Genomic DNA, 23,332 nt, shown 5'->3' with positions numbered 1-23,332 from the left:
AAATTTAAACATTAAAAAACAACTCTATGAAATTAATTGGAATCTTAATTTTAGCTTTAAGTTTTGCAAAATGCGCAAGTGTAAAAACAGAAAATAATCATCCCTTTAAAATAGAATCTGCTAATTATTCTAATGTAACTGGTGGTGTAAAAGGTAGTTATAGTTCTACAAACTTAATTATATACTTTAGTGCTGAAGAGCCTATTGATTTTCAAAAAGTATATTTTCAAAACAGAATTACCAAAGCTGTCGTCGAACAACATAACAATCAAACATATATTGCAGCTCGCTATAAAACCTCCTCTGATGACGAACAAAAGGATATTGTTTTACATGCAGACCCTAAAAAAGAAATTGGAAATACCCCCAACACTCCAACTGAGGAATTCCCTTTTAAACTTAAAGAAAATGAAGCAATGGTTTCTTATGTTATAGGAGAAAAAACTTACTATGCGAAAGTAGAAAACATTGTAAAAAAAGAGACGGTTTTTATGGAATAAAAACCTTTACATAAACAATAAAAAGCACCTCAAAAGAGGTGTTTTTTATTTTTGGCACGTAATTTGAAAACTAATAAGCATAACCATAAAACGAATGCTTATGAAACGTATAAAATTACTTTTAATACTACTTATTAGTGGTGTAACACTTACGTCGTGTGTTGTAAGAAATGAAATTGTAGATGATGGTTTTTCATTAAACGAGTACATTTCTAGTTATGATTTATGGTATGTAGATTATCACAGAACAACTGGTAGTGGCGAAGTTCCTTTTTTATCAAGAGCTTTTACCATTTCTTTTTTAAATGGAACCATGTATGCAAATAATAATATTGTTGATATTGGTAAAACTGGAAATGGCTTAGGGATAGCAGTGGGTAACTATCGTACACAGGGAACGATTTTAGAAACGCGTCACGATATAGATGGGTATTTTGAATTTGATGTGGTACAACTTTCTAGTAACGAAATTAGAATTGATGATTTATCGCAAAATGTTAGTTATTATTTAGTAGGTTATCAAGTAAACACTTTTGATTATGACATGTTGTTCTACGAAAACATTGAGTATTTCTTACAAGAGTTTAAAGCTTGGGAACGAACAGGTGAGTCTGGAGGGGTAGCAAACCCTTTTGATCAAGAGCATTATCTTAGATTTACACCAGAAAATAACGTAACTTTCAATTCATCTCATGACCCTTTTGGCACAAATGTTGATTACATTAATTGGGACTTTGAAGGAAGCTATGTAGTTCGTAATGTTCAAGGTGTAGAAAATTTAAAATATTTAACACTTAATTATGATAACGGAGATACTGAAGAGTTTGATTTAACCGTTATAAATGACGAAACGATAGAATTGTATCATGTAAGTTCTAAAACAACATATGTTTTTTCAGGAATAGGGTTTATTCAATATCTAAAAGGAGAAAAAACAAGTACTGCTAAACCGGCTGTAAAAAATAGCGGTAGAAAGCGTACTAAAATAGAAAGAGAAACAGTTCCGAAAAGGAAATAAAAATAAAGTTTGGTTAGTTGATTTTTGGTTGGTGTAGTAGCCAACTAAAAGGAACCGCTCCGCTAGGGGCGGTTTTTCATTTTATAATGGTAGCTTAACATAAAAAAGGTTACCTTTATACAAAACAAAAAACCATGCAACAAACTGCTTTAATTACTGGAGCAACCTCAGGTATTGGTAAGGCAACCGCTCAACTTTTTGCAACAAATAACATCAATTTAATTCTTTGTGGTAGACGTATTGAAAAGCTACAACAATTACAACAAGAACTCTCACAATTCACCAAAGTGCATATACTTCCGTTTGATGTTCGTTATAATGAAGAAGTACAACGTGCAATCAACAGTTTACCTAATGAGTTTAAACATATTGATATTCTTATTAACAACGCTGGAAATGCCCATGGGCTAGACAGCATTCAAAATGGAAATATTGATGATTGGGATGCTATGATAGATGGAAACGTTAAAGGCCTCTTATATGTTTCAAAAGCAATCATTCCTCAAATGGTGGAGCGTAACAACGGTTTCATTGTAAATATTGGTTCTATTGCAGGAAAAGATGTGTACCCTAATGGAAATGTGTATTGTGCATCAAAGTTCGCTGTAAATGCTTTAAATAAAGGAATGCGTATTGATTTGAATCAACACAATATTCGCGTAAGCGCTATTCATCCTGGATTAGTAGAAACTGAATTTTCAGATGTTCGTTTTAAAGGAGATTCTGAAAGAGCTAAAACCGTATATCAAGGCTACAAAGCACTGCAACCTGAAGATATTGCAGATATTATACACTTTGTAGTTACTCGTCCGTACCATGTAAATATTGAAGATTTAATTGTATACCCAACAGCGCAAGCTAGTGCAACTATTGTAAACAAAAATGCTTAAGTTGTGATTAACAAACGTCTTTTAATTAAAAACTTACTGTCTCATAACGACGAGAATAGTTTTTATGATAAAAAACAAAAGTTATCCTTAAGCACTAAAGAAGGAAAAGCTAAGTTTATAAAACACGTTTGTGCTCTTTCTAATTCAAATCCTAACAATAACTCTTATATTGTTATTGGTATTGAAGATGAAGAAAATAAAATTATTGGAGTTGATTTTTACGATGATAGCAAAATTCAAAATTTAGTAAATGCTTACCTGAATAACCCTCCAAAAATAGAATACGAAAACGTTCCTTTCCCCCGTTTACAGCGTCATAAAGTAGTTGGTTTGGTAACTATTTATCCTACAAAATTAATTACCTCTTTAGCTAAAAATGCTTGGAAATACCGCAAAGAAACGATTTTTTATCGCAGAGGAAGTAACTCTATGCCTGTTGAAGGTAATTATGTACTTAAAAACAACAACCAAGCCATTGTTGAAGCTATTGAAAAAAATGCCAGCAATAATATTCAACTTACTCTTGACGGTGTTTTTGATTTTATAAATCGACATAAACCAGAGTACAACCCGCAATACAAAGTGTTTAATGAGCAATTTGTACTTTGTTGGGCAGGAAAAAAGAAAGTTATCGCTCATGAAGAGTTTTTTACTCGTGTAGACATTGAGTTGATAAACGAGCAAGTGCGTTTATTTTTCTCTTCATTAGACGATGTACAAATTAAGTATAATGAACAATCGTTTATTATTACCGAATACATTGTTTTAGGAATTGATAAGAGTGAAAAACGTTATCCATTAGAAAAAACAATTATCAATTTTAAAGATAATGGAAAGCACGATATTGTTACGGAATTTCTTTTTGAAGCTCCTCAATATCACAACGATATATTACAGCTTATTTATAAAAACAATAATAGTATTGTTGCTAAAATTGTAAAAAAGAAGCCCCTTTCAGTTATTGAACACGAAGATGTATATCGATTACCCACCTCCTATTTAATTTGTTATTTAAACGGGTTTGAAAGTGCTCCTCTACAACTTAAAAAAGCAAAATACTATATCAAAAATTTAGAGGATAAAACCACCTATATAAAATACAAAGAAGCCATGCGCGTAATACGTAAAGTGAAGTATAATTAGAATGTTTAATTTATCTTTTCAAACTTTTGAGAATATCCTTCGTTAGAAATAAAGTTTAAAATCAAAGACTCATTATTTAATTCAAAAAAAATCGTAGCTATATTAGAATCCTGACAACCAGTAGTTATAGTATTGTTTTCATAGGTTCCTGAACTTATCATTTCATCTGAGTATGGACCACATAAAGAATTATTAGTTGTTAATATTCCATTACTTTTAAATTCAATAGTTTTATTACTTCTAACAGGTTCAAAAGTTCCACTACCATCTCCTGGATCTGCTAAAACCTCAATTAATTTCCATTTTCCTACTAATTCAGTTTTTAAACCCTCTGTCTTATTACTACATGAGAACATAAGACTAACTGCTAATAAAAATAAAATTTTATTTTTCATTTTTTGGATTACCTCTTTAATAATTAGATGCTTATTTATATAAAAGGTTGCGTCATTTTTGTAAATAACATGATTAAAAATATAAAACAAACCTTAATATTTAATTACCTCAACACTAATTGTACCATTGTAATTATCCCAATTAATAGAATAAAAGACAACGACAGTTTTCTGAATTTTGACTGTGGGATGTATGCTAGTATTTTTTTTCCTATAAATGATCCTACTAATCCAATTACAAACAAAAAAGGTACATACTTTAAATCATGGTCATGAATATAACCGTTGTTGTAGTAGACAAATGTTCTTGAAAAATCAATCATAAAGTCTATAAAGGCCGACGTTGCTATAAACACACTCTTTTCTAAATTAAAAGCTGCCATGGTTAAACCTCTAATGGCGCCTCCTGTTCCTAACAACCCTGCAGAAAACCCAGAGAAAGAACCTCCAACAATAGCATTCTTTTTGTTTGGAGAAATAGTAAACTTACTTTTAATCAGGAAGAAAGCACTAAATGCAACTAAAAACAGTCCTAAAAATATTTCTAAATATGTACTGTTTAGATGTTTTGATAATATTCCTCCTAAAATCACAAAAACGACAGAAGGAATTCCGATGTTTATCAACAACTTCTTATCTAATCCTTTTTTAAACAACACGATTTTGCTCACATTACTCGACAAGTGAAAAATAGCTGTAAGCCCTAAAACAGAATAAAAATCGAAATAAAAGTTTCCTAAAGGAACAAAGAAAACAGATGATCCGAAACCACCTATGGTACCTATAACTTCAGCTACTAAAGCTAATAGTAAAAATATGAAGTTAATATCTTTCATCGTTTTTTATGCTAACATCGCAACCACTCTTGCTGGTGCGGCTGATGCTCCTACAATTTTTAACGGAAATACAGCTACTTTAAAGCCAGTTAACGGCAATGCATCTAAATTTACCAACTGTTCCATATGACAATACTCCTTGTTTTGTCCTACCAAATGCCCTTCCCAAAACAATTCAGAATTGTTGGTTTCTTTTGCTTTTTGAATCATGTACGGAAGTGGTAAATCCCATCCCCAAGCATCAATTCCCATCACTTTAATTCCTTGATCAATCAACCATTCAGTTGCTTTTGCACTTACTCCCGTACCTTTTTTATGAAAATCTTTTGTTCCGTTAAGTTTATCACGTCCTGTTTTAAGCAACACAATCATATTCGGTTGGATTTCTAGCTGATTTTCTTCTAAAAATTGTTGAATATCTTCTACAGTAATCGGATCAAAATCTACCTTATGTTTCATATCAATCACTATCCCTTCTCCAAAACACCAATCTAACGGAACTTCATCTATCGTTTTTGCTTTTTTCCCATTTACAGTAGGAGAATAATGCCAAGGTGCATCAATATGAGTTGTGGAGTGTACTCCCATTTTTTGAATTGTATCATCTGCCCATCCTGTAAAGTTTTTAGGAAAAAGTTTAAATGGCAATCCTAGTATTCTAATTAGCCATTTTGCTTTATGATGTGGTTTATGTTTTATTTTAACTTTCATAAACCAAGGGTCTTGTTTATTATACTGGATAGGTTTGGATAAATCGATAATTTTCATAGTAACATTCGTTGTTACAAACAAAGATAAAAGAAAATCCCTCGCTTTTGCGAGGGACTTATATTGTTTATTGGTTACTCATTTCGAAGACTATTTCACCTCCATTTACAATATCTTGATGGCTTAACAAAAAATTGTCTAACTTTTTACCATTAACGGTCACGCTTTTTACATATACATTTTCTTTGCTTTGATTTTTAGCTATAATGTTAAGCATTTTTCCATTTTCTAAATGAATCGTCGCTTCTTTTATGTTTGGACTTCCTAAAGCATAGTAAGGCGATCCGGGAGTTACTGGGTAAAAACCTAGACTACTAAAAATATACCATGCACTCATTTGACCAGCATCGTCGTTTCCACATAAACCTTCTACAGTATCTGCATACATGGTGTCCATAATCATACGAACACGTTGTTGTGTTTTTTCTGGGTGTCCTGTCCAGTTATATAAATACGGAATATGGTGTCCTGGTTCATTACCATGTACATAATTACCTATAATTCCATCTCTCGTAATATCTTCATGATGTGCGATATATTTATCATCTATTTCGGTTGTAAATAGCTCATCTAATTGCTTACTAAATTTTTCTTTACCTCCCATCATTTCAATCATATTATCAATGTTTTGAGGTACATACAACCCATAATTCCATGCATTTCCTTCTATAAAACCTTGACCGTGGGTATCCATCGGATCAAAATTTTCTCTAAACTTTCCATTCGAAAGTTTAGGTCTCATAAAACCTATGTTTGGATCATACACGTTTTTATAATATTCAGCTCTTGCTAAATACTCTTTTTCTGTATCCTTATCTCCTATTTTATTAGCTATTTGCGCAATACACCAATCATTGTAGGCATATTCTAACGTTTTTGAAACAGATGAACTACTTTTATCTTCTGGAACATAGTTGTAGTCCATATAATCTCCTATTCCGTCAAAATACTTAACTGTTGCTGTGTTGGTAGATGCTTTTAAAGCGTGATTTACATCGAAATCTCCCACATTTTTCACCAACGCATCTGCAATTACAGAGGTTGCATGATACCCTATCATACACCAGTTTTCATTCGCATAATGACTCCAAATAGGTAGCATTTTATGAACGCTTTGATCATGATGTGCTAACATCGATTTTATCATATCGTTATTTCGCTGTGGTTGCGTAATATTATACAGTGGATGTAATGCTCTATAGGTATCCCAAAGTGAAAAAATAGTATAGTTTGTAAATCCTTCTGAAGTATAAATATTTTGATCTAATCCACGGTATTTTCCATCAACGTCTTCATATAAAATAGGAGATAAATTTGTGTGATATAAGGCGGTGTAGAATGTTGTTTTATCTTTTTCTGAAATGGTTTCTACATCGATTTTACTAAGCTCGTTATTCCACTTATTTTTAGTTTCTTCTTTTGTTTTATTAAAATTCCAATGAGGAATTTCAGTTTTTAAATTGGCAAGTGCTCCATTAGTACTTACTGGTGATAAAGCAAATTTTATCTTGATTTGCTCTCCTTCTTCCGTATCAAAATTGAAATAGGCTCTAATGTCTTTTCCTGCCATTTCAGGAAAGTTTTCATTTTGTTTAAACTTTCTATAAAAACCATCATAGGTTTCCTTATTATATTTTTTATGTCCGTAACTTTTAAAAGGTTTAGAAAATTCCATAGCAAAGAACACTTTCTTGGTTCTTGCCCATCCTTTTGTTTGTCTATACCCAGTTACCAATGAATCGTTTTCAACACGAATAAATGTCCATACATTTTTATTATCGTGGTGGTATACATTGTACACTAAATCTAAAAGAATGTGTGCCTTCTCTGATTTTGGGAATGTGTATTGATGAAAACCTACGCGCTCACTTGCTGTAAGTTCTGCTTTGATGTTGTAGCTATCTAGGTTTACTTCATAAAATCCAGGTGACGCTTTTTCTGTATCGTGTGAAAAAGTAGCATAAAAACCTTTGGTTCCTTCTTTTGTTTGTAATGGATCTAAAATTAAATCGCCTGTAGTTGGCATTACTAAAAAGTCTCCAAGATCAGCATGCCCTGTACCACTAAAATTTGTGTGTGCAAAACCAATTATGATTGAGTCTTTGTATTGGTATCCTGCACAATATTCATAGGTTTCTTTATTATACCTTCCTTCTTCATCAAACATGACTTCAAAATTTGTTTGCGGACTCAATTGTACCATACCAAAAGGAGCTGTAGCACCCGGAAAAACATGTCCCATTTTACTAGTTCCAATTAATGGGTTTACATATTTTGTATAATCTTTTACATCTGCACTTTTTTCTGTTAGTGTTTTTGAATCTTTATTACATTTTACATTTAATAAAAGTACAAAGAGAAAAAGTGATAAGCCTATTATTTTTTTCATATCCTTAATAAATACAATTGATGACACTAAAAAAATAAAAAAGATGTTACAATTACTTTTTTATATTACTAAATTCATAAAAAGATATAATTCTAAACTTATTATTTCTTTTTGTTTTATAATAAACAAACAAGAAAAAATCCCTTGCTAAAAATACAAGGGATTTTGGTTATTCTTCTATAATGGTTCTCACTTTCCGCCATCTAAATTTTTTTGCCAATCTTTCAGCTCTTGCCATTTACCTTCGTAGGCTAATTTTGCTTGTTTTGGCCATGTATTAGGTTTATGAACTCTGTAACGGTCTCCTCCACTTTTTAATACTTCTTGGCATTTTTCTATAGATGTTTCTGACAATAACTTCCAGGTATTAATACTAAAATTATGGAAAAGTTCTTCAATTTTAGGTCCTATTCCTTCTACTATTTTTAAATCATTCTCTTTTATTTTTTTACCAAAAACCTTTTTAATTTCATTGATATCAAATGGTTTTTGTTCTTCAGATATAGAGGGAACTATATTAGATTTTGCTAATTTTAAATCAGTTTCCAATACTAATTTACTTTCTTTACAATTCCTTAAACTTGATTCTAACTTTGCTATTTTATTCTTTAAGAGAACTATTTCATCTTTCTTAATGTTTTTACTTGATAGCTTTCCTAATAAATAGCCTAAAATAGCGGCAATTATTGCTACTGCTATTGAAATTAATATACACCAATTCATGATTTTATTATTCGGTTAATAGTTAGTTAAATTACTGATTGTTAATTTATTAAAAATAACTTAATCTATTAAGAGATTTTTAAGACCTTATCTTAAATAATTGTTAAGTGTGCGTTTTTGATGAAACGTTTTGTTTTAACAGGCGTCTTTTAGCTGTAACCTAATCTTAAAAATAAAAACGTAACATCATGAAAAAATTTGTATTAACTGCTTTAGCAATCGCTTTATCTTTCGGAACTATTACCGCTTCAACTTCATACAAAGTTCCTGTTAAAACCACCTTAGAATACCCTAACGTAAGTACTTTTTGTAAGTTAATTAGAGCTGGAAATTTTGAGGCTGTAAAAGCTATGGTTGAAAACGGAACAGATATCAACAGAAAATCTACTGGATTAACTCCTTTAATGTTTGCTGCTAGATATAACAAAGCAGATATTGTTCAATTATTAATTGATAGTGGAGCAAAATTAAACGTAAAATCAGAAAGAGGATATACTGCTTTAGAATATGCTAAAATGTCGAAAGCGCATGAAGCTTATACCGTTATTGCTGCTGCTTTAGAAAAATAATATAGCCACCAACTTAGTTAAAAACAAAAAGTCTCATCGAAATGATGAGACTTTTTTATATTTTGAAAACTTTGTTTTCTTATAAATCGAACTTAATTCCTTGTGCTAAAGGTAATTCATCAGAATAATTTACAGTGTTAGTTTGACGACGCATGTACACTTTCCAAGCATCAGATCCAGACTCACGTCCACCACCTGTTTCTTTTTCACCACCAAAAGCTCCGCCAATTTCAGCACCAGAAGTACCAATGTTAACATTAGCAATACCACAGTCAGACCCTGCGAATGATAAGAATTTTTCAGCTTCTTTCATTTCTGCTGTCATGATTGAAGAAGACAACCCTTGCGCTACTCCATTTTGTAATTCAATCGCATTTTCAACATCTCCTGAATACTTCATTAAGTATAAAATTGGGGCAAATGTTTCGTGTTGAACGATTTCATAGTGGTTTTCAGCTTCAATAATTGCTGGTTTCACATAACAACCACTTTCATAACCTTCTCCTTCTAAAACGCCTCCTTCTACTAATACGTTACCTCCTTCAGCTTTTGCTTTTTCAATAGCGGCTAAATACGTATTTACAGAGTCTTTATCAATTAATGGTCCAACGTGATTGTTTTCATCTAATGGGTTTCCTATTTTTATTTGACCGTAAGCACCAACAATCGCATCTCTTACTTTATCATATACCGACTCGTGAATGATTAAACGACGTGTAGATGTACAACGTTGACCACAAGTACCAACAGCTCCAAATACAGCACCTGGAACCACTACTTTTAAATCAGCAGTTGGCGTAATGATAATTGCATTGTTTCCTCCTAATTCTAATAATGATTTACCGAAACGCTCAGCAACTTTAGTACCAACAATTCGTCCCATTCTTGTAGATCCAGTAGCAGATACTAAAGGAATACGAGTATCTTCAGTAATGTATTCACCAACTTTATAATCTCCATTAACAATACAAGAAATTCCTTCTGGTAAATCGTTAGCTTTTAAAACCTCAGCTATAATATTTTGGCAAGCTACTGAACATAAAGGCGCTTTTTCTGAACCTTTCCATACACATACGTTACCACAAATCCATGCCAATGCTGTATTCCAAGACCAAACAGCTACTGGGAAGTTAAATGCAGAGATGATTCCAACCACTCCTAATGGATGCCATTGCTCTCTCATTACGTGTCCTGGTCTTTCTGATGGAATTACTTGTCCGTTTAACTGACGAGATAAACCTACAGCAAAATCACAGATATCAATCATTTCTTGAACTTCACCTAAACCTTCTTGGTAAGATTTTCCCATTTCGTAAGAAACTAATTTACCTAAGGGTTCTTTTAACTCTCTTAATTTATTTCCAAATTGACGAACTATTTCTCCTCTTTGTGGAGCAGGCATTGCTCTAAAAGTTTTAAAAGCAGAAGTAGCTGCTTCCATTACCTTTTCGTAATCTTCTTTGGTAGAAGCTTTTACTTTTCCTATTAACTTTCCATCTACAGGTGAATATGATTCAATAATTTCACCATTTGCAAAGTTTACTGAACCTGTTGAAGTTCCTTCATTTATCTCTTGTAAGCCTAAAGTAGCTAATGCTTCTTTGATACCAAAATCTGCCATATTTTATATTCTAATTTTAGTTGTTTAAATTTAAAGCTCAAAACTACGAATAATTTTACAATTAATAAATTAAACAAACAGTGTTGTTTTTGTTTAAAAATTAACAAATAATCATGAAAAACATTTATATATTACTTTCATTACTGTTGATTTTGTCAGCATGTGATGCTCCTAAAAAAACTTCTAATAAACAAAAAGACATACCTGTAAATGAATTCGCCATTATTATTCATGGAGGTGCTGGAACTATTCTAAAAAAGAACATGACTCCCGAAAAAGAAACTGCTTATAAAACTATATTAGAAGAAGCAATTAAAACCGGATATGAGATTTTAAAAAATGGTGGTTCTAGTGCTGATGCTGTTGTAAAAACCATTCAAGTAATGGAAGAATCTCCTTTGTTTAATGCAGGGAAAGGTGCTGTATTTACCCATGATGAAACTAATGAATTAGATGCTTCTTTTATGGATGGAAAAACACTGAACGCTGGTGCAGTAGCTGGAGTAAAAGATATAAAAAGCCCTATTGAAGCGGCAAGAATTGTAATGACAAACTCTAATCACGTAATGCTTTCTGGTAGTGGAGCTTCTCAATTTGCTAAAGAACAAGGATTAGAAATTGTAGATCCGAGTTATTTTTATACTGAAAATCGTTTTCAATCTTTACAAAAAATAAAAGATAAAGAAAAAACTGCATTGGATCATGATGATAAAAAAGCCTCTTTTTATGATGCTGATATTAAAAATAGTAAGTTTGGTACTGTTGGCTGTGTAGCCTTAGATAAAGAAGGTAATATTTCTGCTGGAACTTCTACTGGTGGTATGACTAACAAACGTTGGGGGCGAATTGGAGATTCTCCTATTATTGGTTCAGGTACCTATGCCAATAATAACACCTGTGGTGTTTCGTCAACGGGTTGGGGTGAATATTTTATCCGTACTCAAGTAGCTTATGATATTTCTGCTCAAATGGAATATCAGCAAAAATCGTTGAAAGAAGCTACTAAAGATGTTATTCAAAACAAATTAACAAAACTTGGGGGTACTGGTGGTGTCGTTGCTTTAGATAAAAATGGCAACATGTCTTTTGAATTCAATACTGCGGGAATGTACAGAGCTTCAATGAATGATAAAGGTGATTTGGTAGTAAAAATCTACAACGATTAAAACTGGTAGTTTAAACCTGTATAAACACCTATAAAATAAGGTTGAAACCCATTTGAATCATTTTTAAATGTATTTAACTGGGTTTTTAACATTGGGTTAATATTTAAAGACCATTTTTTACTGAACTTATAACTAAGGTCCACTCCTAAATTTCCACTGAAGTTAATGTTATTTAAATTATTCGCTTCTCCTGAAGTTGAAAAAGCAGTGGTTTTTAAATTCACATCATTCTTATTTAAAAACAAAGAACTAAAACCAACAACTACTTGTGTTTGTAACTTTTTTCCTTCTAATACACTATACTTAACTTCTACTGGAACCTCAATATATCCATAACTTTGATTCAATTCACCATCAAGGCTTCCTGAACTTATAGACACTGAACTTGTACTGAAACCTGTTTGAGAAGTATCACTTAATGCATAACTTTCTCCTGAACTGAATGCTACATTTGCACTACTGGACTTTACTGGGTTTACTGCCACGTTGTTATTAGAGAATCCTATTTCTTGCAAATGTATCCCCGATTGAAGTGTCCACTTTTTATTGAATTGATAAGCTACTTGAACTCCGTACGAATAACTTGTATTTCCTTTTGTTGAATTTGATAAGCTAGCATCAATTGGAGATGATTTAGAAAATGAATTGGAATTTAATACTGCTACGGTCGGTGAAACCGTCCAAAGTTTCTTTATTTCTTCCTTTTCTTCATCAATATCTTTAGCGTTTACAATCGCTAAAAAGTCTTTTTTAGGCTTTACATCTTTTTTAATTGAATCATTTTCTTTTTTCAAAAAAGTACTTTCTTTCTTTTTAAGAACTGGCAAGCTCCTTTCAAGCTTGCCAGTAGAGTTTTCTTCTTTCACAACATCATTTTTAGCCAGTAAAGCCCCTTCAACTACTCTACTTGACGTGTTGTTGCTATCTTTTTCTTGCAACTCTTTTTTGCTAACCTTCACAACATGATTAGCGGTTAAAACTTCATTAGAATGAAGCTTTTCTTTCAATGTTTTTCTCTTACTTTTTTCTTCTTTTACAATAGGTGTTTCTCTTATATTCTCTTTTGTTGGTTGTAATAATAACGTCTCTTTTAATTCTTCTTTTTTAATTACTTGCTTTTTGGGTGCAGACTTTGGCGATTCAACAACAATTGCATCTGTATCCTCTGTATTTTCTTGATTAGTAACGTAAGGATAAAGCAAAAGACCTAAAACAAATACCGCAGCTGCTCCTCCTGAAAACCACCAAATAGGAAAAACACGATGTTTTTTCTTTTTTTGGAGTTTTTCTTCAATAGTACTCCATACTCTTTCATTTGGAACAACCTCCAAATCTTTAAGTTTTTCTTGAAATAGTCTATCGATGTTTTTTTCTTCCATCAGTTATGCTTTTGCCTTTTTTGCTTGATATAATTCCATTTCTTTTTTCAATATCTGCCTTGCTCGTGATAAATTTGATTTTGATGTTCCTACAGAAATTTTTAATAATTCTGCTATTTCTTTATGTGAATAATTATCTAATACATATAAGTTAAAAACTAAACGATACCTATCTGGTAAGTTTTGGATAAACTTTAATAAAACGTCAATACTCACATTTTCAGTTTCAAGCTCTACTTCTTCAATTATTACTTCGTCAGGTGCTTCAGAAACTAACTGTAAGGGTGATTTTTCTCTATACTTCTGTAACGCTGTATTTATGGTTATTCTCTTCATCCACCCTTCAAAAGATCCTTTGTGTTGGTATTGAGGTATCTTTTTAAAAATTGTTAGAAAACTATCTTGCAATGTGTCTTCTGCATCTTGATAATTACGAGAATACTTTAGACAAAGCGCAAAAAGCTTACCAGAAAATAACTGGTAAACTTGTGCTTGCGCTGTGATATTTTGATGACAGCATCCTTGTATGAGTTTTTCTAAATTGATGTTACAAATTTACTGGAATTACCACTTCTTCGTATACATCTTCTCCTTCTTCATTCTTACCTTTCCAAAACTTAAAAACATAATCTTCTTCTTGGGTTGCCTCAACAGGAAAAGCATATTCTTCTTGTCTTGCATCTTGTGTACAAGCAACATCAAGAGCTACTATTGCTGTACCAGCTACAATTCTAGTGGTATCTACTTTTTGGTAGTACAATCCATTAAAAGAATAGCAACTATTGGGCAACGTATACTTTATTTTTATGGTATCTACTTCTCCGAATGTGAAACTTTCAGGGGTTGTGGCACTATCAACCTTTAAAAACTCATACTTAAACTTAGGGCTGTCATCATCTAAACAAGAATAAAACGTAAATACACTTAAAAAAAGGATTAAAATTTTTTTCATGATATATATAATTGGGGGTTATTATTATTTTAATTTTCCATGGTTTATATACTAGATGAAAAAAAAACTAAAAGGTTGCGTCGAATACTCTTACTTTTGTGAAAGTTTATGAAAACCACCATTTTTAACATACAATCTACAGAAGATTTTAACACAACCGCATTACAGGTTTTTTCACATCAGTTTACAAACAACAAGGTGTATCGTTCTTTTTGTGATTTGATATACGTTCATCCTTCTGATGTAAACACCATAGAACAAATTCCGTTTTTACCTATTCAGTTTTTTAAAACTCGAGAAGTGCTTTCTTCAACTGATGAAATTCAAGAAATTTTTACAAGCTCTGGTACTACAGGAAGTACAACAAGCAAGCATTTAGTTACCGATGTATCTTGGTACGAAACCAGTTATGTAAAAGGTTTTGAACATTTTTATGGAAATATAGAAGATTATGTGGTATTAGCATTACTCCCTAATTATCTCGAACGTAAAGGATCTTCTTTAGTTTATATGGTTGACGATTTAATCAAACGTTCTAAACATCCAGAAAGTGGCTTTTACCTCAACAATCTAGACGAACTTGCTCAAAAGCTTATACATTTAGATTCACAAGGAAAAAAAGTATTACTTATAGGTGTTTCTTTTGCTTTGTTAGATTTGGTAGAACAATACCATTTCAATCTTTCTAATACCATCATAATGGAAACTGGCGGCATGAAAGGTAGAAGAAAAGAGCTTATTCGTAACGAACTACATACTATTTTAAGCAATGGTTTTGGAGTGAATACAATTCATTCTGAATATGGAATGACGGAGTTGTTAAGTCAAGGGTATTCAAAAGGAAATGGTCTTTTTAACTGTCCGCCTTGGATGCAAGTCTTAACTCGTGATCCAGAAGATGCTTTGACTATTTTACCTAAAGGAAAATCAGGAGGGATTAATGTAATTGATTTAGCAAACTATAATTCTTGTTCCTTTATTGCTACACAAGATTTAGGTAAAGTATACCAAGACAACAGTTTTGAAATTATCGGTCGTTTTGATAATTCCGATATTCGTGGTTGTAATTTAATGGTTTTATAACTTTTTTATTTTTTGCTATCTTACCTTGCTATTAACCTCTATTAGTTCAAGGTCTTATGAAAAACTGGGCAGAAAATGTACAGTGGAATCCATCTGCAGTTGCACTTCCTCATTCGGAAAATGAAATTCAACAACTTGTTTTAAAAGCAATTCGATGTAACCAAAAAATTCGAGTTATTGGTTCAGGCCATTCCTTTACTTCGCTATGTAGTACTGATGAAATATTGGTAACTCTCGATAATTTTCAAGGACTCATTTCAATTGATAAAGAAAAAAATCAAGCTACTGTAAAAGCAGGAACAAAACTTTCTTTATTAGGAGAATTATTGTTTAATGAAGGATTAGCCATGGAAAACCTAGGTGATATCAACGTTCAGTCAATCGCAGGCGCTATAAGTACCGGAACACATGGAACTGGTGTAAATCTTAAATCCATTAGTAACCAAGTTATTGGGTTAAAATTTGTAAATGGAAAAGGAGAAATCATTGAGTGCTCCACTACAAAAAACACAGAACTATTTAAAGCTGCTCAAGTATCGTTAGGCTGTTTAGGCATTATTACTGAAGTTACTTTGCAATGTATTTCTACCTATAAGCTAAAACTTCAAAACAAAAAGGAGAAACTAAGCGATGTATTGGCTACTTTAAGTGAAAGAAATTCCAAAAACCGTAATTTTGAGTTTTACTGGATTCCATATACCAATATTGCCTGGACCAAAACTTCAAACATTGTTGAAGATTCTGAACCTGATAAAGTAAACTTTTTTAATTATTGGACTGAATATATACTTGAAAATCACGTTTTCAAACTCATGTGTGAATATGCTACCATTTTTCCATCACAAAACAAAACAGTAGCTAACATCACTGCAGCAAGTATTAGCAATGTAAAAAAAGTATATCACAGTCATAAAGTATATGCCACACAACGAATGGTAAAGTTTCATGAAATGGAATACAATATTCCTGCAGAAGCTTATCAAGATGTGTTTAAAGATGTGCAAAAAATTGTCAATTCTAAAAAATTCAATATTCATTTTCCTATTGAAAATCGCTGGGTAAAAGGAGATGATGTATACATGAGTCCTGCTTACAATAGAGATTCGGCATATATTGCTTGTCATGTATATAATAAAAAAGATAGCAGAGCTTATTTTGCTGCTCTTGAAGAAGTTTTTAAAGCCTATGACGGAAGACCTCATTGGGGAAAAATGAATACATTTAACACAGAAGATATTGTAAGAATGTATCCTAAATTCACCCATTTTATGACTTTCAGAAAAGAACATGATCCCGAAAATATCTTTGTGAATCCATATCTTCAAAAACTGTTAGGTATTTAATTGTATGGATGCATATTTTAAAAACATAAATCAAGAGCTAAAAAACTACCAACGAGCTATTCCTTGTTTGTTGGTAGATTTAGATATTTTAGATGAAAATATAACAGAAGTACTTTCTAATTTTAGAAACGATGCTTCACTCAGAGTGGTAGTAAAATCATTGCCCTCTGTTCAATTGATTGAATATATTTTACATAAAACAAACTCAAATAAGTTGATGGTCTTTCATCAACCATTTTTAACAGATTTAGCCTCTCGATTAGATAACAAAGCAGATGTTTTACTGGGTAAACCTATGCCTATAAAAACTGCAATATATTTTTACAACAACTTAGCTCAGCCAAATAATGGGTTCAATCCATTTACTCAAATTCAATGGTTGGTAGATACCGAAAAACGAATTGAAGAATACATTAATTTAGCCAAACAACACAACCAAAAACTACGATTAAACATTGAAATTGATGTGGGATTACATCGTGGTGGTTTTTCTTCTTTAGAAAACTTATCAAAAGGACTATCTCTTATTGAAAACAATCAAGATTTTGTTGAATTTTCTGGGTTTATGGGCTATGACCCACATGTAGTAAAGCTGCCTAAAATTATTCGTTCGCAAAAAAAATCCTTACAATTTGCAAATCAATTTTATGGGGATTGTAAAGCCTTAGTTCGAAATGATTTTCCTGAGCTATGGAATAAAAATTTAACCTTTAACGGAGCTGGAAGTCCGACTTTAAATTTACATAAAGAACAACGTTCTCCAATAAACGATATTGCTATTGGTTCATGTTTTGTAAAACCTACGATGTTTGATATTCCTTCCTTAAAAAACTACAAACCAGCAGCATTTATCGCTACTCCTATTTTAAAAAATTTTTCAAATACAACGCTTCCTGGGTTAGAAAAGCTAAAACAATTTTTTTCTAAAAAGTCTGCTTTTATTTATGGTGGATTTTGGAAAGCTGATTATTACTATCCAAAAGGTATAAAACAAAATAATTTATTTGGTGCTTCTACCAACCAAACCATGATTAATATTCCTAAAAATGAATCTATACTAGTAGATGATTTTATTTTTTTAAGACCCCATCAAAGTGAATTTGTTTGTCTACAGTTTGGTGAAATTTTACCTATTAGAAACGGTAAAATTCAACAGTCTTGGCAATTATTAAATAATTTCTGATTGTATTTGTAATGTTTTTGTTTTTTATCGACTACCCATAAAATTTACTACTGATGAAAAACTTTTTTACACTGCTTTTAATCGTAATTTCTACTGCATTATACGCTCAAAAAACAGACTACAACACAAAAAAAGGCTATGTAGCCGAAGGATACGATGTTGTTTCTTACTTTACAAATAATGAACCCATTGAAGGAAAAAAGAAATTTCAAACCACGTACGACGGAGCTAAATTTAAATTCGCTTCAGAAAAAAACTTAATGCTTTTTAAAGAAAACCCGACGAAGTATGTTCCTCAATATGGTGGATACTGTGCTTATGCTGTAGCTGCCAAAAAAACCAAAATGTATATAGATGCTGAAGCCTATGAAATTAGAGATGGAAAATTATATCTTTTTTACAGCTCTTGGATTTCTAGCAAACTTGACGATTGGAAAAATGGTGATACTAAAAAGTTACAGGCACAAGGAGATAAAAATTGGGAAGAACTAAAACATAAAAAGAACTAGTATGAAGCATTTATTCATCCTTTTTATATTTTTTTCAACCCTTGCTTTTTCACAAGAATACAATACTAAAAATGGTGTTATTGCCAAAGGTTATGATGTGGTAAGTTATTTTCATGCTAAAGTTGAAAAAGGAAATAAAAAATTTACCACCTCTTACCAAGGGGTTACTTTTCGCTTTTCTTCAAAAGAAAACTTAACTACCTTTCTTAAAAACCCTCAAAAATACACTCCTCAATATGGAGGATACTGTGCTTATGCCATAGGAAAAACTGGAGAAAAGGTAGATATTGATCCGAAAACTTTTGAAATACGAGATGGTAAATTGTATTTATTTTATAACTCATGGGGAACCAATACATTAACCTTGTGGTTAAAAGAAAAACCAGAAGAGCTCAAAAAACAAGCAGATGTTAATTGGAAAAAATTGAATCGTTAGTTTTAGATTTAATAGTTGCGGGGGCGACTTCTTAAAGGGCTGATAATTTCAGCTCTTTTTTTATACTTATCGTTTCTTTTTATTCTTATTTTTGGTTGATAAAAACAGCTCTATGAATCATTTCTCTTCTTTCAATAGAAAAAACATTCAACAAGAATTACAAACAACCGAATTTGATCTTTTGGTAATTGGCGGTGGTATTACAGGTGCAGGTATCGCTTTAGATGCTGCCTCACGTGGAATGAAAGTCGCCTTAATTGAAAAGAACGACTTTGCCTCAGGAACCTCTAGTAAATCTACCAAACTAATTCATGGAGGTTTACGTTACCTAAAACAATTTGACTTTTGGTTGGTAAAAGAAGTGGGTACTGAGCGTGCTATTGTTCATAAACTAGCACCACATTTGGTAATTCCTGAAAAAATGATTTTACCTTTAATTGAAAATGGAACTTACGGTTCGTGGCTAACATCAATCGGACTTAAAGTTTATGATGTGTTAGCTTCTGTTGAAGGAGATGATAAACGTAAAATGCTTGATAAAAAAGAAGCCTTAGAAAAAGAACCTTTGTTACCTGAAAGTATTTTAAACGGTGCTGGTTTTTATGCCGAATATCGTACCGATGATGCTCGTTTAACTATTGAAGTTTTAAAAACAGCAAGTCAATACGACGCACAAATATTGAACTACACCTGTGCAAACGAGTTTATTTATGAAAACAAACGTGTAGTAGGCGCTAAAGTAACCGATGTTTTTACTGAAGAAAGTTATGATGTTAAAGCTAAATATGTAGTAAATGCAGCAGGTCCTTGGGTAGATGAATTACGCCAAATTAACAATTCTAAAATTGGAAAACGCTTGCATTTAACCAAGGGAGTACATTTGGTTGTTCCGCATGAAAAATTACCTGTAAAACAAGCTGTTTATTTTGATATTCCTGATGGCCGTATGATGTTTGCCATTCCTCGTGGAAAGGTAACTTATTTTGGAACTACCGATACCAATTACCAACAGGATAAAAATACTGTGAAAACTTCAATGGTAGATGCGTTGTATTTAATTGAAGCCGTAAATAACATGTTTCCTGATATTCAATTAACTATAAATGATATACAATCTTCTTGGGCTGGGCTGCGTCCGTTAATTCATGAAGAAGGAAAATCTGCTTCTGAATTATCTCGTAAAGATGAAATTTTTGTGTCTGATACTAAGTTAATTTCAATTGCTGGAGGGAAACTAACAGGCTATAGAAAAATGGCAGAACGTATTGTAGATATTGTTGCTAAAAAAATGAAACGACGTTTTGAAGTAGATTTTGACCCAATTCAAACAGAAGAAATTGTTTTAACAGGAGGTCCTTTTCAAAATTACAAATCAGTAAAATTATACATCAATCAAATTTATAAACAACTAAAATCACAAGGGTTTTCTGAGAAAGATGCTAGTTATTTAGTACACAACTACGGTAAACAAACTGAACTCATTTTAGATAAGTTTGATGAACTAAATGAAGAAAATTTGCAAGAGCGTTTGTTAAAAGCTGAAATATGGTTTGCTATAAAGCATGAAATGACCTGCACTCCTACCGACTTTTTTATACGAAGAACAGGTCGCCTATTTTTTGATAAACCAAGTGTTGATCTTTATAAAAACTTTGTCATTCAAGAATTTACAAACCGTTTTAATTGGGACGAAAACACAACTTTAAAACACCAACAAGAATTAGATAAAAAAATAGATTTAGCTGTAAATTTTAACTAGTTTCTTACCTAGAAAATTAATCGAGTATCATATCTTTGGCGATTGCAAAAATTAGCTATGTAAAAGGTTTGTACAATTAATTTTTAAATAATATGAAACAACTAGTACTCGTATTTTTTCTATTAACCACAATTATAGCAAAAAGTCAAACTAATATTATTTCTAATTCAGATTTTGACAATATTAAAATAAATAATATTGCCTTAACTGATATAAAAAAGACTTACGGAAAACAAGCTAAAGTAGAATCTTTGTTGGGTGCAACTACTTCTTATGAAGACAATGGGTTTTATCACTATTTTAGATTTAATGGTTTAAAACTTGATTTTTCTACTTCGGGAAGTAAACCTTACATAGAATCGTTAGATGTTTTAAGTAATGAAGCTACTTTTACAATTAAAGGAATTACCGTTACTGTAGGAGACTCTATTAGTAAGTTAGGAGAGGTAGCCTTTAGTACTGGTAGGAATGGTTCAAAAAGTATTTTATATGCTGAATGTGATAGTTGTGATGTTTTTATTAATATAGATTTTAATCAAGCAACTAAAAAAATTACAAAAATCAATTATTTTGATATGTCGTAATTGATTTACTTTAAAAAGTATATTAAAAATGCCTAGAAGTAATTTTCTAGGCATTTTTATTTATAGCTATAGAACATCAGTTTACTTGTTATTCTTCCTTCTCATGCTCTTCCAAATCTTTAGTTAAATCTAACTTTCTAAGTGTTGGATTTACAATTCCTGTAGTAATAACGGTAATTAAGGTCATGGTTCCACCAAAAACTACTGCCGTTACTGTTCCCATTAGTTTTGCTGTTACCCCACTTTCAAAAGCTCCTAATTCGTTAGAAGAACCAACAAACATAGAATTTACTGAAGCTACTCTACCACGCATATGATCGGGTGTTTTTAATTGTAAAATGGTTTGACGAATCACCATTGAAACTCCATCGGTTACACCGCTAAAGAACAGGGCTACAATAGAAATCCAAAAAACGGTTGATAAACCAAATACTATAATACAAATTCCAAAGCCAAATATGGCCGTTAAAAGCTTCATTCCTGCATTTTTACTGATAGGTATATAAGCAGTTACTAACATCGTTAAAAAAGCTCCTATGGCAGGTGCAGCACGCAATGCACCAAACCCTTCTGGCCCCACTTTTAGGATATCTTGAGCATAAACAGGTAGTAATGCTACGGCTCCACCAAACAATACCGAAATCATATCTAAGGTAAGTGCTCCTAAAATAGCTTTTGTTTTATACACAAAACGCACTCCTTCTTTTAAACTTTTCATTACAGGTTCCCCTATTTTAGGATTTAAAATAGGTTTCTTTTTGATAAAAAATACCGTAAAAAATGATACGGATACTAAACCAAATACAATACATAACGACCAATGTACTCCAATCCATGAAATGGTTAATCCTGCAAAAGCTGGCCCTAATACTGAAGCTATTTGCCAAGTTGAACTACTCCATGTTGCGGCGTTAGGATATAGTTTTTTAGGTACAATTAGAGCTATTAATGAAAAAATAGTAGGTCCGAAAAACGAACGTAATAAGCCACCAAAAAACACCAAAGCATAAATGGCATATAGTACTGTATTTTTATTCCACCCATCGATAAAACTAGGCAGTGTTAAAAAGAACAACCCCAAACTAATTAATGAAAATAACCCAATACACAAAGCTAGTAAGTTCCTTTTTTCTTTTTGATCTACAATATGACCTGCAAACAACGCCATAGATACTGCTGGAATTACTTCCATTAGTCCTATAATTCCTAACGATAACGGATTTTTAGTGATACTGTATACCTGCCATTCGATAATAATGAATTGCATAGACCATGCAAATACCAAGGCAAAACGTACTAAAAGAAAAATATTAAACTCTTTGATTCTTAAGGATGCGTAGGGATCTTTTTTCTCCATGAATTAATTTAGTTTCAAATCCATTAAAATGGCAAATGTTTCATTAACATCTCTTTCTTTTACTACTATGGTCATTTCGTGTGTGGTAGAAATTACTTCTTGTACCGCAATGTTTGCCCAAGCAAATTGTTTTAAAATAAAATAATAAATACCTGATTGATCTAGATTTCCTTTAGGAAGTTTTATGGTTATAGAAGCTAAATCGTTTACATTGTTAATTAGTGCTTCTTTCTTAAAAATTTCTTCAACAAATGGCTGTAAATTTTTACTTGTAACAATATTGGTTTCAAAAATACCTTGTGAAACTGTTAAAAAATAATCTTTACTATCTGCCGATTTACTTAAAATTTTAGCGATTTCCTTTAATAACGAAGTCGTATTTTTAAACGTAAAATCACATAAATCTGAACGTACAATTACGTCTCCCAAATTCAAAGCAAGTCGTTTAATATTTTTTCGAACTCTCAATTCATTCGCTGGAGACAATCTGTTAATAGCCATCATAACTGCACCTACTTTTACTTCTTTTTTCAACAGTTTAGAAACTTCAGGTAAAATTTCTCTTGCTAACGATGATACGTTAATTAGCTTCTCATTTAGAGCCTCCTCTATGAAAGGGGTTTTTCTGATGGTGATTTCAACAGCTTCTTGAATTGTTTTCATGTTTGTTTAGTTTTAAACTAAAAGTAACAAAAATACAATTAATAGTGAATTTATACTATATTTTTA

General features: G+C 31.8%; 24 protein-coding genes. 13 read left to right on the top strand and 11 right to left on the bottom strand.

Annotated features, from left to right (window positions below):
* Positions 1 to 26 precede the first annotated feature (26 nt).
* The 4 genes from ACN0WY_RS14095 to ACN0WY_RS14080 all read left to right on the top strand — a co-directional run bounded on the left by ACN0WY_RS14095 (position 27) and on the right by ACN0WY_RS14080 (position 3,551).
* The gene (locus ACN0WY_RS14095) at positions 27 to 500 is read left to right on the top strand and encodes a hypothetical protein (RefSeq protein WP_417800774.1); all 474 of its coding nucleotides are present in this window, start codon (positions 27 to 29) and stop codon (positions 498 to 500) included.
* A gap of 100 nt (positions 501 to 600) precedes the next feature.
* Positions 601 to 1,518: a hypothetical protein gene (locus ACN0WY_RS14090; RefSeq protein WP_417800773.1), complete on the top strand. Its 918-nt coding sequence runs from the start codon at positions 601 to 603 to the stop codon at positions 1,516 to 1,518.
* 134 nt (positions 1,519 to 1,652) lie between these two features.
* Positions 1,653 to 2,408 carry an SDR family NAD(P)-dependent oxidoreductase gene (locus ACN0WY_RS14085; protein WP_417800772.1) on the top strand — a complete coding sequence of 252 codons (756 nt, stop codon included), beginning with the start codon at positions 1,653 to 1,655 and terminating at the stop codon, positions 2,406 to 2,408.
* A 3-nt stretch (positions 2,409 to 2,411) separates the two neighbouring features.
* Positions 2,412 to 3,551, top strand: coding sequence for an ATP-binding protein (locus ACN0WY_RS14080; protein WP_330487733.1), 1,140 nt, complete (start codon positions 2,412 to 2,414; stop codon positions 3,549 to 3,551).
* A gap of 5 nt (positions 3,552 to 3,556) precedes the next feature.
* Here the strand turns inward: ACN0WY_RS14080 and ACN0WY_RS14075 are convergent, their stop codons facing one another.
* The 5 genes from ACN0WY_RS14075 to ACN0WY_RS14055 all read right to left on the bottom strand — a co-directional run bounded on the left by ACN0WY_RS14075 (position 3,557) and on the right by ACN0WY_RS14055 (position 8,662).
* Positions 3,557 to 3,946, bottom strand: a complete 390-nt coding sequence (locus ACN0WY_RS14075; protein ID WP_417800771.1) for a hypothetical protein — start codon at positions 3,944 to 3,946, stop codon at positions 3,557 to 3,559.
* Positions 3,947 to 4,050: 104 nt separating this feature from the next.
* Complete coding sequence (locus tag ACN0WY_RS14070) at positions 4,051 to 4,782, bottom strand: sulfite exporter TauE/SafE family protein (RefSeq protein ID WP_417800770.1); 732 nt, start codon at positions 4,780 to 4,782, stop codon at positions 4,051 to 4,053.
* Positions 4,783 to 4,788: 6 nt separating this feature from the next.
* The gene (locus ACN0WY_RS14065) at positions 4,789 to 5,550 is read right to left on the bottom strand and encodes a cyclase family protein (RefSeq protein WP_330487730.1); all 762 of its coding nucleotides are present in this window, start codon (positions 5,548 to 5,550) and stop codon (positions 4,789 to 4,791) included.
* Positions 5,551 to 5,617: 67 nt separating this feature from the next.
* Positions 5,618 to 7,939 carry a GH92 family glycosyl hydrolase gene (locus ACN0WY_RS14060; RefSeq protein ID WP_417800769.1) on the bottom strand — a complete coding sequence of 774 codons (2,322 nt, stop codon included), beginning with the start codon at positions 7,937 to 7,939 and terminating at the stop codon, positions 5,618 to 5,620.
* A 189-nt stretch (positions 7,940 to 8,128) separates the two neighbouring features.
* Positions 8,129 to 8,662: a hypothetical protein gene (locus ACN0WY_RS14055; protein WP_330487728.1), complete on the bottom strand. Its 534-nt coding sequence runs from the start codon at positions 8,660 to 8,662 to the stop codon at positions 8,129 to 8,131.
* A gap of 188 nt (positions 8,663 to 8,850) precedes the next feature.
* Here ACN0WY_RS14055 and ACN0WY_RS14050 point away from each other — a divergent pair, with 188 nt between their 5' ends.
* Positions 8,851 to 9,231 carry an ankyrin repeat domain-containing protein gene (locus ACN0WY_RS14050; protein ID WP_330487727.1) on the top strand — a complete coding sequence of 127 codons (381 nt, stop codon included), beginning with the start codon at positions 8,851 to 8,853 and terminating at the stop codon, positions 9,229 to 9,231.
* A 79-nt stretch (positions 9,232 to 9,310) separates the two neighbouring features.
* On the opposite strand, the gene ACN0WY_RS14045 is transcribed toward ACN0WY_RS14050, so the two are convergent.
* The gene (locus ACN0WY_RS14045; RefSeq protein WP_330487726.1) at positions 9,311 to 10,852 is read right to left on the bottom strand and encodes an aldehyde dehydrogenase family protein; all 1,542 of its coding nucleotides are present in this window, start codon (positions 10,850 to 10,852) and stop codon (positions 9,311 to 9,313) included.
* A 113-nt stretch (positions 10,853 to 10,965) separates the two neighbouring features.
* On the opposite strand from ACN0WY_RS14045, the gene ACN0WY_RS14040 reads away from it, so the two are divergent.
* Complete coding sequence (locus tag ACN0WY_RS14040) at positions 10,966 to 12,018, top strand: isoaspartyl peptidase/L-asparaginase family protein (protein ID WP_417800768.1); 1,053 nt, start codon at positions 10,966 to 10,968, stop codon at positions 12,016 to 12,018.
* On the opposite strand, the gene ACN0WY_RS14035 is transcribed toward ACN0WY_RS14040, so the two are convergent.
* Genes ACN0WY_RS14035 through ACN0WY_RS14025 form a run of 3 tightly spaced genes read right to left on the bottom strand, consistent with a single transcriptional unit; the run spans position 12,015 to position 14,349 of the window.
* Positions 12,015 to 13,397 carry an outer membrane beta-barrel protein gene (locus ACN0WY_RS14035; RefSeq protein ID WP_417800767.1) on the bottom strand — a complete coding sequence of 461 codons (1,383 nt, stop codon included), beginning with the start codon at positions 13,395 to 13,397 and terminating at the stop codon, positions 12,015 to 12,017. The genes ACN0WY_RS14040 and ACN0WY_RS14035 overlap by 4 nt on opposite strands.
* 3 nt (positions 13,398 to 13,400) lie before the next feature.
* The gene (locus ACN0WY_RS14030; RefSeq protein WP_417800784.1) at positions 13,401 to 13,943 is read right to left on the bottom strand and encodes an RNA polymerase sigma factor; all 543 of its coding nucleotides are present in this window, start codon (positions 13,941 to 13,943) and stop codon (positions 13,401 to 13,403) included.
* 1 nt (position 13,944) lies between these two features.
* On the bottom strand, positions 13,945 to 14,349 hold the full coding sequence (locus ACN0WY_RS14025; protein ID WP_330487723.1) for a hypothetical protein: 405 nt from the start codon (positions 14,347 to 14,349) through the stop codon (positions 13,945 to 13,947).
* Positions 14,350 to 14,457: 108 nt separating this feature from the next.
* On the opposite strand from ACN0WY_RS14025, the gene ACN0WY_RS14020 reads away from it, so the two are divergent.
* The 7 genes from ACN0WY_RS14020 (at position 14,458) to ACN0WY_RS13990 (ending at position 21,246) form a co-directional block, all read left to right on the top strand.
* Positions 14,458 to 15,432 carry an acyl transferase gene (locus tag ACN0WY_RS14020; RefSeq protein WP_330487722.1) on the top strand — a complete coding sequence of 325 codons (975 nt, stop codon included), beginning with the start codon at positions 14,458 to 14,460 and terminating at the stop codon, positions 15,430 to 15,432.
* A 56-nt stretch (positions 15,433 to 15,488) separates the two neighbouring features.
* The gene (locus tag ACN0WY_RS14015; RefSeq protein WP_417800766.1) at positions 15,489 to 16,775 is read left to right on the top strand and encodes a D-arabinono-1,4-lactone oxidase; all 1,287 of its coding nucleotides are present in this window, start codon (positions 15,489 to 15,491) and stop codon (positions 16,773 to 16,775) included.
* Between the two features lie 4 nt (positions 16,776 to 16,779).
* On the top strand, positions 16,780 to 17,958 hold the full coding sequence (locus ACN0WY_RS14010; RefSeq protein ID WP_417800765.1) for an alanine racemase: 1,179 nt from the start codon (positions 16,780 to 16,782) through the stop codon (positions 17,956 to 17,958).
* 53 nt (positions 17,959 to 18,011) lie between these two features.
* Positions 18,012 to 18,467 (top strand): YHS domain-containing (seleno)protein, encoded by a 456-nt coding sequence (locus ACN0WY_RS14005; protein WP_330487719.1) that lies wholly within the window; start codon positions 18,012 to 18,014, stop codon positions 18,465 to 18,467.
* Between the two features lies 1 nt (position 18,468).
* Complete coding sequence (locus ACN0WY_RS14000) at positions 18,469 to 18,903, top strand: YHS domain-containing (seleno)protein (RefSeq protein ID WP_417800764.1); 435 nt, start codon at positions 18,469 to 18,471, stop codon at positions 18,901 to 18,903.
* Positions 18,904 to 19,015: 112 nt separating this feature from the next.
* Positions 19,016 to 20,662 carry a glycerol-3-phosphate dehydrogenase/oxidase gene (locus ACN0WY_RS13995; protein ID WP_417800763.1) on the top strand — a complete coding sequence of 549 codons (1,647 nt, stop codon included), beginning with the start codon at positions 19,016 to 19,018 and terminating at the stop codon, positions 20,660 to 20,662.
* 92 nt (positions 20,663 to 20,754) lie between these two features.
* Positions 20,755 to 21,246 (top strand): hypothetical protein, encoded by a 492-nt coding sequence (locus ACN0WY_RS13990; protein ID WP_330487716.1) that lies wholly within the window; start codon positions 20,755 to 20,757, stop codon positions 21,244 to 21,246.
* A gap of 88 nt (positions 21,247 to 21,334) precedes the next feature.
* Here the strand turns inward: ACN0WY_RS13990 and ACN0WY_RS13985 are convergent, their stop codons facing one another.
* Together ACN0WY_RS13985 and ACN0WY_RS13980 are read right to left on the bottom strand one after the other, a co-directional pair.
* Entirely contained in the window at positions 21,335 to 22,603 is a 1,269-nt protein-coding gene (locus tag ACN0WY_RS13985; protein WP_417800762.1) for an MFS transporter, read from the bottom strand.
* Positions 22,604 to 22,606: 3 nt separating this feature from the next.
* Positions 22,607 to 23,266: a hypothetical protein gene (locus ACN0WY_RS13980; protein ID WP_047788067.1), complete on the bottom strand. Its 660-nt coding sequence runs from the start codon at positions 23,264 to 23,266 to the stop codon at positions 22,607 to 22,609.
* Between the last annotated feature and the right edge of the window lie 66 nt (positions 23,267 to 23,332).

Origin of the sequence: Tenacibaculum sp., assembly GCF_048269885.1 — a bacterium.
In the GTDB taxonomy this organism is placed as follows: Bacteria; Bacteroidota; Bacteroidia; order Flavobacteriales; family Flavobacteriaceae; genus Polaribacter.
Note: the sequence above shows the minus strand (reverse complement) of the source record. Positions and strands in the feature narration are given on the sequence as shown.